Source organism: Syntrophomonas sp. UBA5494 (assembly GCF_002426325.1).
This window is the reverse complement of the sequence record NZ_DIPG01000001.1, coordinates 13,139-21,243: the sequence shown is the minus strand read 5'-3', so window position 1 is coordinate 21,243 and position 8,105 is coordinate 13,139. Positions and strand designations below refer to the sequence as shown.

Sequence of the window (8,105 nt, the reverse complement as noted above, 5' to 3'; positions counted from 1 at the left end):
CATATATTGTATTTCATCAGGTTTCTTTAGCTTTCGCTGCGGCTATTTCTTCAAGATGGTCTAACAAAAACTGCTTCCCGGCATCATTGAAACAGACCATATCATATTCAACGCCGTTATAGTTTTTTCTCATCGTCTCGATTCCGTATTGGTGGGAATTCTCATTGATCTTGGTTCGTTTCTTGCCGTCTTCGAGGAGTTCCTCGCTCAGAATCCCCATCTGCTTTAATTGCTTGTTGATTTCCATTCCGGTTATCTTACGGCTTCTGCTCAGGTCGATGACATTATTGACGCATCTGGCAAAAGCGTTTACTCCGATCAAGCCATCCGGAAACTCAATACGATCTTTTTCTTCGGCTGTTATGCTGAATTCCATTTTGCCTCTGCCGGCAGCCTCTCCTTTGACAACTTGATTTAAAACATTCTGCACGAAGAATAGGCATCTTATCATGCGGGGATCGTGAAGAAAACAATTCTCATCCAATTTCTCGCCTGAAACCGGATTTAACCCATTAGCCATTTTGTTCAGGATTTTGATAGCATTTGCGATCTTCTCTTTATCAGCATGCATGGTCATACCCGCCCTTCCAGTAGGATTACTGCATGTCATAAATTTCTAGTAAATTTCTGCAAATTCCTTCATATAATCCAAAGATAGGCGAAAGTATATCTGAACGGTCAGCAATGACCTCTACACTTTACTCATACACCTGCGTCCACTGCTCTTCATCGCTGACGGGGATGAAGTCGTGGCCTATGGAGGCTTCCATGATGTTCCAGAAAGCCCAGTGGCTCTGGGTAAGGTCATTGTAGTGCCGGGGCAGGGAATCCCAGTTGGAGGTTATATAGGACTGGTCGGCGCTACGGTTTAAGATTTTGTCTACTAGAGTGACCACCTCTGCCCGGGTGATATAGGCTTCCGGTTTGAAAGTGCCGTCGGGATAACCTACGATCCATCCTTTTGCCGCCGAGGAGTTGATATATTTCACCGCCCAGTGGTTGTCGGACACGTCGGAGAAGATGTTGGTGTTAGTCAGGGTCAGGTTGTCAAAATGGGCGGCTAAAGTGGCGAACTCCGCCCGGGTGACCGGGTCATTGGGGCGGAAGCGCACATCTCTGGAGTAATCCTCCAAAACCCCGAGTTGTTGCATATAGCAGACCTGGTTGGCATACCAGGCACTCTGGTCGATATCGGGATAGTAGTTGTTCCGATAATCCGTATTTAGGTCTATGGACTCAGACAGCAGCCGGGAGAACATCACCACCGCTTCCGCCCGGGTCATATTGCGGGCCGGGCCGAAAGATCCGTCGGGGTAGCCCTGCATATAGGCAAAATGATCGTCTTTGTTGAGCTGAGGTATTGGGCGGTTGACATAGATCAGGGTAGTATAGGGCGACAGGGCGGCGACGCTATCGGCCCGGAATACCCCACTCTCGCTGACTATGATTGTATGGGTCTCGCTGGAGCCGTTGTAACCGGATGGGGCGGCCTTTTCACTCAACTCATAGGTACCATTGGCTATCGCGGGGAAAGTGGCATAGCCGTCAGCCTGGCTGGTGGCCTGATAATCCTCGTCCCCGGGATCAGCCCCTCTTAGTTCAAACACTGCCCCGGTCAAGGGCTGATTGTTGCCGTCCACTTTCCGCACCTTGATCTCTTGGTCCGAGTCGGGCTTAGGTATATCAGTTTTTTCGGTGTTTACAAAAACTAATTCCTCTACCCGGGAGTAAGGCCGCTCTGCTCCATCGATATAGACCCAGATACTGCCGTTTTTCACCGAGACCTCATAAGTGTCGTCGGATTTGATATAGCCCTCCGGGGCGGATTGTTCGCTCAGGACATAATCGCCGTCAGCCACACCGGTAAGGGTGGCATGACCGTCGGGCCCGCTGCTGAACGTGTAAGCATGCTGCTCCCCCATCAGCTGAAAGCTGGCTCCAGCCAGAGGATTGTCATTCTCATCTACCTTCTGGATCCTAAACTCATTGGGTGCGGGTGTGGTCTGCTCACCGGACTCAGCGGGCTTGATCTTGATAGTGACCGTGTCGGTCCTTAATACAATAGGCCTTAATACCAATTGTAGAGATTCTTGGCGCAATGTCACTTCGGCGTAATAAGTATAGGTGCCTGGCTGTGGGTTTATAAAAGGATTGTAAGTGCAAGTAGGCGTCGAGTTAACCTGGCCTAAATAACCGCCGTTACCGGTGTACCATTTCCAAGACAAAATGGTGTACCCTGCGGGGTCAACCGTTGCGCTCAAAGGCGGGATCTCCTGCCCCAGCGTGTATTCCCCGCTTTGAGGGTGGGCAGAGATGTAAGGTTCGGCAGCGGCAAACGCGGTCAGGCTGCAGCTAAACACCAGAACCAGAGCCAGAATCAGCGCTACAAGTACGCTAATCTTTTTCATCAGGCATTTCCCTTCCTAAATACATAATTAACTTTATTTTACAGTACAATTCTAAAATTTTCCTAAAATAATAATGTAACTTTCAACGGGAATTTAGTACGTGATTGTATAATAGTTTTGAGCGGCGGAGAAGCTGTGAGATTTTTGCAAACGGAGGTTTTCCCTATAAACCATACACCGGTAAATCGCAGTTCCTTGTTTCTGTTATCGTTGACGCTCCCCGCTGCGATTTATGACCGCTATCAAACATCCTTACCGCAGCATTTTTTGTATTTCTTCCCGCTGCCACAGGGGCAGGGTTGATTGCGGCCTACCTTTTCCACTCGAATTGGTTCAGAATAGCGTTTAGGCACCGGATCAACCGGCTTGGCCCACCTAGATGAGCTGCTCAACCGGCTTTGCTCTTGGTACTTCTCCAGCAAGGCTTCAGTATCGGCCGCCTTTTCAGGTTCACATTGGCCGCGTTGACGATGACATCGACGTGCATTTTGGTGATGTCGTTGTGGATAATGGTCAGTGGCATAGTGGGCATCTCCTTTCAGCAATGAGCCCGGGTTGTTTACCGGTTAAATCATTAAAAATGATTCCATACGTTCACAAGGAAAAAAACGGCAAATATACATGGGGAGCACGGGTGTATGAATTCGATACACATCAGCTTGCTTGGGCATGTCTCAAATACGGTCATCTTTTTTAGCAAATGCCGACTGAATGGGCCATAACTCAATCTTAATATAATTAAAAGGGAAATGGGTTGTACAAAGTGACGGATTTACGGACTTCGTAAATCAACTTCAAAACATTAGATCAAAAAAGGCGTATGGCACGGATTTTGCGTTTATTACAAATCAGACTTCATGGCCGGTAAACAAACGTTAGCGATGAGAATAATTGTATTTGGGCTTTGAGACGTAAGACAACGACAGGGAGAAGACCCATGCCAGAAAACTTTAAAAAAGTGATCATGTCGTCAGAATTTCTTATTTCTTCTATATTCGTGTTCGCAGGGGTAACTGCCTATTATGTTTATGAGTTTTGTTTAAATTATCGGGGCGCTAACTCATTCGACCAGGCTATGTACTGGTTGGCCTGCATTTTGGTGAACCTGTTTCTGCAGTATGTCATTTATATCAATGCGAAAAGGCAATTATCTAAAAAAAGATAAAGCTGGATTGACCCTGGCTGCGTTGCCTTTCCAGAAACGCTTGCCGAAAGCTGTTTTCTGAAAGCTAATTTTGCAGCCTATTAATTAACGGCCTCGGCAAGTAATGTGAAATAAAGGGGAATCACCAATGGAAAACATTGGAATCATACTGCGTAAATTGTATAATGCTTCGGGCTTATATGCACCCGCAGTAGACCGGTAAACATCTATTGGCTGCGGCCAGATGGAGGAATTATTATTAACAACTTGGAGGCAATGAACATGTCAGATGTTATTATGAGTCTGTGTGATAATCTAAAATATTTACAACACTTTTGCACAGAAGGTATCTGTATGTGGGTTACTGATACAGAACAATTTGTGGGTTTGGTCAAAGGGAAGGATTCTCCGGGAGACTTTTTTGCGGTTGGAGAGCCCATACAGGAAGGCGGCACTGCAAGAGAGGCGCTTAAGATCAAGAAAGTAATTAACAGATACCTCCCTCCGGAAATCTATGGGGTTGAAGCCAATGTGATCGCAGTTCCAATATATGACTCAGATAATCGGGACATCCCGGTGGGGGTTTTGGGCTTATCAAAGAGCAGAAAATATCAGGCTGGAGTACTGGATATTTCCGAAAAATTGCTAACCTCAATGGAGCAGTTGGGGCAGGCTTCAAACGAGATTGCCATGGGGGCCGAGCAGATATCGGTTCAATCAAATCATATATCCAGCCTGACACAAACGGTAGTGGCAACCACAGGCGAAGTCAAAGAGGCTATGCAACAGGTCAGAAATATTGCTCAGCAGACCAAATTATTGGGTATAAATGCAATGATTGAAGCAGCCCACGCCGCAGCAGCCGGCAAAGGCTTTTACGTTGTAGCTGAAGAAATCAGGAAATTGGCCGATGTGTCAAAAGAAGTTACTATTGGAGTAGATAAGATCCTCAAAGAAGTAGAAGAAAAAATGGATCTAGTGGTAGCAGCCATCCAAAAATCATTAGACTCTACTACCTCTCAAGCAGCTTCCACCCAAGAACTTGCTGCATCGCTTCAGGAAATAACATCGGTAACAGAAAACCTTATTAGTTTAGCTAAATATTTGTAAGTGTCCGGTTTGCCCTTCCCATCAGTTGCTGCAAATACCTGAAAGGTCAGCTCATACCGTGCTGCGATTAGCCGATCAACGGTTTCCTACGCATGGGGTAAAGTTCCAATATCAATCATCCTCGAAAACATCCCCTAGCCAACTTATTCGCCGCCCAGCCCTTCGATAAAGGCCAGCACGTTTTGGCCGAGGACGGCGTGGTTGTAGCCGCCTTCCAAGATGCCGAAACAGCCGCCCCGGTTGCGCCGGGCCGCTTCCCGCATCAGCCGGCCCATGGTGGTGTAATCCTCGGTCTTCAAGAGCCCGCCCCAGTCTTTTTCGGCATTGTCGAATCCGGCCGAAGCAGCGATCATGTCGGCATCGGTATCTGCCAGCGCTTTCTCCACCTCTTTCAGGTAGTCGCTGCGGCTTTGCCGGGAAGGGTTGCGGATGGTGACGTAGGCCCAATTGCCCAGGATATCGACGTTGCCGTCGCCAAAGTGGAGGTCGAAGTCCAGGATGAAAGCCTTCTTTATTTGGCCCTGGCGTACCAATTTATCGATGGCGATGGCCATATTGTTGAAATAGCAGAACCCCCAGGAGCTGTCAGCCGAGGCATGGTGCCCGGGCGGTCGGATCAGGGCGAAACAAGGTTCGGTCAAACCGATCCGGGCGGCCATGATGGCCCCGCCGGCTGCCAGAGCGGCGATGTCGTAAACGCCTTCCCGCTCTACCGATTCCACATGTTTCCGGGTATGGACCTGGAGGATATCCAGTTCTGTGGCCGGTTCCGGTTTGGCCCAGGTGACCCTCCCCTGCAGGGCGTCCACCACCGCCTGGATCCTGCCCGGGGAGGCGGCGGGATCGGACGCGTAAACCTGGTTATAATCCTCATGATAAACAACCTTCATTGCGGCTCATCCTCCTTTTCAGCCATAACTTGGGGGCATCCTTCTGTTGCTGGCTCCTGATATTTAACCAGCATTGATAAGCATCTCCTCATATTCTTCTCGTGACCGGGGACAGTCCAGTAACTTCCCAAAGTCCGAACTATTTAGTTTATATTGTTGGCCATGTGGCTTAGATTAGGAGCCGCAATATTTATGTGTTTTATGCCGGGACTGATTTTGGGGGTAAAAAGATATATCACCAAGCCATGGCGCCAAAGGTTCAGGGGAGGTCATCATTACTTCATGTATCGTTTCAGCTCTTTATAAAAGTTTTCGCGGGTACCCGCCAGTATGACGACAACGTTTTCTTCATCTTCTTCAATAACGGTGTAGGCCAGTTCGTAGTTAAATGCTATCAAAGAAACAAAGATGCCTCAAGGCCAGGGAAGTTAAATAGAGCTTTTCTACAGCTCTGGTGGTGGCACAGTAAAGCAACTTCCCCATGCTTACCCGTATGCTATTACCTGATATATGATGTATAGTCCGCGCTCCATCGCCCCTCATATTCAAAAAGGCCGTTCCTGCGTTTTGCCGGAGCGACCTCTTGATTTATGGGGGTGGTTTGTGCCTTTGGGCCTAATTGCGCTGTTTCATAAGTCTTCACAAACTAACATTTTCTGACGGGATCGATTATGCATTTATTGTATGGCAGTAAAAACTCTCTTATACCGCTTGCATATGGGGCAATATCGTATTGCTGGAAATAGACTACCACTCCTTGCGAGGTGCAGTAAAAACTGTTTATATTAAAAGTCTGTTCTACCAGTTCCTCATAATTATCGAAATAAATATCAGGGTTTTCCCTTATCTGTTCAATAATTTTCTTTTTAATATATGTTTTATAATCACCGGAACACTTATACAATGCTCTGAGTTTAATCCTACGCCCGGTCTTCAGGTTCCATGTCTGAGAAGTCCGGACAGTTAAGCCATGGGCTCCGCCGGTATACTGGTAATTGTCAAAATATGCACTGATTATGCAGGCTCTGTTATAAGTTACTTCAAAGGTCTGCAGGGCTTCAAATACATGTACCGGAAATCCGTTTTTAATATCATCCAGATACTGATCAACTGCCATTTGATAAAGCTTGGTACGGAAATTTTTTTGAAGCGCCAGGGCTTCATCTTTGTAAAACTGGTTTATGGCTTTTATGGTCTTTTTGTAATTAGCTGACTCGAATTGAGGATACTCTATTCGGTAGTTTAAAATAGTAACGCCGTCATATTTCATTTCCTCAGTAATTACTATGGTATTAAAGCTTATGGCCTTTTTCAAAGTTATCACCTCCTGATAGCATATGACATGCTGCTATATTTAGTGATAATCTGTTACAGTAAAAGCCAAAATCGGGCTCACTATGGTTATCCGCAGGGTGACAAAGTTAATCGTCTGCTGGATGATTTGATGAATGAATTATCAGATTGGCGTTAATCTCGAGGCTAGTATGGAAGCCCTAACACGCAAAGACCCATCCGGCTTGCCGGGTTGCCATTAGACATAAGGCTTGTCAAGAATACTTAACCCCTTATTACAAGCTGCCATAAGATCAAAATCGCGGTTATCATGCAGCAGCAATAGCTTATTCTCCATGGCGGTCAAGGCAATCAAAACATCTATGGTGCTGCGGGGTGTCACGCCCTTGCGGCGCAGGTCAAAATACAACCGGGCTGCTGCGGCCTAGATAGAGAAATTATTTTTGACAACTTGGAGGCAATAAACATGTCGGATGTTATCATGAGTCTGCTTGACAATTAGACTCTACTGCCGCTCAAGCAGCTTCCACCCAAGAACTCTCGGCATCGCTTCAGGAAATAACGTCGATAACAGAAAGCCTTATCAGTTTGGCTAAATATTTGTAAGTGTCTAATTGATCGCCTAAAGCCATTACTACCGGTGGATACGACACTGCCATCGGTACGGGGCGAAGCCATACGGATGATATTATCAGTCGCACGTCAGCAAGTGCAGCAAAGCTGTGTGACGATTGGAGTTGGGGTGGAAAAGACGCCCGACATTAAACGAGGCCCGTAAGCCTTAGTGCGGGCGTGGTCATACCAGCTTACCCCGAGCCCCACCGGCCTGGCCCAATTGCGCATCTCATTCGCTCCTTCATTAATCCAGGGACTTAGTATTATGAATAATCTGATATTATCCTTTGCCACTTGCGGTTTTATCTTCATCATCCGGCATCTTTACCGCAGCACTTTTTCATTTCTTCCCGCTCCCACAGGGACAGGGCTGATCCCACCTTTCCCACCCGAATAGGTTCAAAATAGCTTTTGGGCATCGGATTTACCAGCTTGGCGCGGCCAAACGAGCTGCTGGAGTTATAAAATAACGCAAAGGAATATATTGTAAATAATCGTTAGTATAATCTCATTTGGTGTAAAATAATGAAAGAGGCAGTGGAGGTGATCTCAAATGCATTTAACAGAGCGAATTACTGTTAATCCAGAAGTATGCCATGGGCAAGCTTGTATTTCCGGTACCCGCATAATGGTTTCCATTATTCT

At 46.8% G+C, this 8,105-nt stretch carries 8 protein-coding genes and 2 pseudogenes; 2 read left to right on the top strand and 8 right to left on the bottom strand.

What is annotated here, in order from left to right:
* Positions 1–16: 16 nt before the first annotated feature.
* The 4 genes and pseudogenes from B3W37_RS00120 to B3W37_RS00105 form a co-directional block, all read right to left on the bottom strand.
* Positions 17–577: a hypothetical protein gene (locus tag B3W37_RS00120; RefSeq protein ID WP_483174423.1), complete on the bottom strand. Its 561-nt coding sequence runs from the start codon at positions 575–577 to the stop codon at positions 17–19.
* Positions 578–698: 121 nt separating this feature from the next.
* The gene (locus B3W37_RS00115) at positions 699–2,408 is read right to left on the bottom strand and encodes a SpaA isopeptide-forming pilin-related protein (RefSeq protein WP_483174422.1); all 1,710 of its coding nucleotides are present in this window, start codon (positions 2,406–2,408) and stop codon (positions 699–701) included.
* Positions 2,409–2,650: 242 nt separating this feature from the next.
* Positions 2,651–2,740, bottom strand: a pseudogene (locus tag B3W37_RS00110) (SEC-C metal-binding domain-containing protein); the annotation flags it as partial.
* A 56-nt stretch (positions 2,741–2,796) separates the two neighbouring features.
* On the bottom strand, positions 2,797–2,931 hold the full coding sequence (locus B3W37_RS00105) for a hypothetical protein (RefSeq protein ID WP_483171624.1): 135 nt from the start codon (positions 2,929–2,931) through the stop codon (positions 2,797–2,799).
* 903 nt (positions 2,932–3,834) lie between these two features.
* Here B3W37_RS00105 and B3W37_RS00100 point away from each other — a divergent pair.
* Positions 3,835–4,662 (top strand): methyl-accepting chemotaxis protein, encoded by an 828-nt coding sequence (locus B3W37_RS00100; RefSeq protein ID WP_483174421.1) that lies wholly within the window; start codon positions 3,835–3,837, stop codon positions 4,660–4,662.
* Positions 4,663–4,805: 143 nt separating this feature from the next.
* Here the strand turns inward: B3W37_RS00100 and B3W37_RS00095 are convergent, their stop codons facing one another.
* The 4 genes and pseudogenes from B3W37_RS00095 to B3W37_RS00080 all read right to left on the bottom strand — a co-directional run bounded on the left by B3W37_RS00095 (position 4,806) and on the right by B3W37_RS00080 (position 7,227).
* Positions 4,806–5,552: a histone deacetylase family protein gene (locus B3W37_RS00095; RefSeq protein WP_483174420.1), complete on the bottom strand. Its 747-nt coding sequence runs from the start codon at positions 5,550–5,552 to the stop codon at positions 4,806–4,808.
* Between the two features lie 275 nt (positions 5,553–5,827).
* Positions 5,828–5,938, bottom strand: a pseudogene (locus tag B3W37_RS00090) (type II toxin-antitoxin system RelE/ParE family toxin); the annotation flags it as partial.
* A gap of 260 nt (positions 5,939–6,198) precedes the next feature.
* The gene (locus B3W37_RS00085; RefSeq protein ID WP_483174418.1) at positions 6,199–6,867 is read right to left on the bottom strand and encodes a DUF3298 and DUF4163 domain-containing protein; all 669 of its coding nucleotides are present in this window, start codon (positions 6,865–6,867) and stop codon (positions 6,199–6,201) included.
* Positions 6,868–7,083: 216 nt separating this feature from the next.
* Positions 7,084–7,227: a hypothetical protein gene (locus B3W37_RS00080; protein WP_483174417.1), complete on the bottom strand. Its 144-nt coding sequence runs from the start codon at positions 7,225–7,227 to the stop codon at positions 7,084–7,086.
* Positions 7,228–8,013: 786 nt separating this feature from the next.
* Here B3W37_RS00080 and B3W37_RS00075 point away from each other — a divergent pair.
* On the top strand, positions 8,014–8,105 hold a 92-nt coding region (locus tag B3W37_RS00075; protein ID WP_483174428.1), incomplete at its 3' end, for a DUF433 domain-containing protein.

Coding starts and splice junctions, on each gene's coding strand:
- B3W37_RS00120 (WP_483174423.1), bottom strand. CDS start 577: ATGACCATGCATGCTGATAAAGAGAAGATCGCAAATGCTATCAAAATC.
- B3W37_RS00115 (WP_483174422.1), bottom strand. CDS start 2,408: ATGAAAAAGATTAGCGTACTTGTAGCGCTGATTCTGGCTCTGGTTCTG.
- B3W37_RS00105 (WP_483171624.1), bottom strand. CDS start 2,931: ATGCCACTGACCATTATCCACAACGACATCACCAAAATGCACGTCGAT.
- B3W37_RS00100 (WP_483174421.1), top strand. CDS start 3,835: ATGTCAGATGTTATTATGAGTCTGTGTGATAATCTAAAATATTTACAA.
- B3W37_RS00095 (WP_483174420.1), bottom strand. CDS start 5,552: ATGAAGGTTGTTTATCATGAGGATTATAACCAGGTTTACGCGTCCGAT.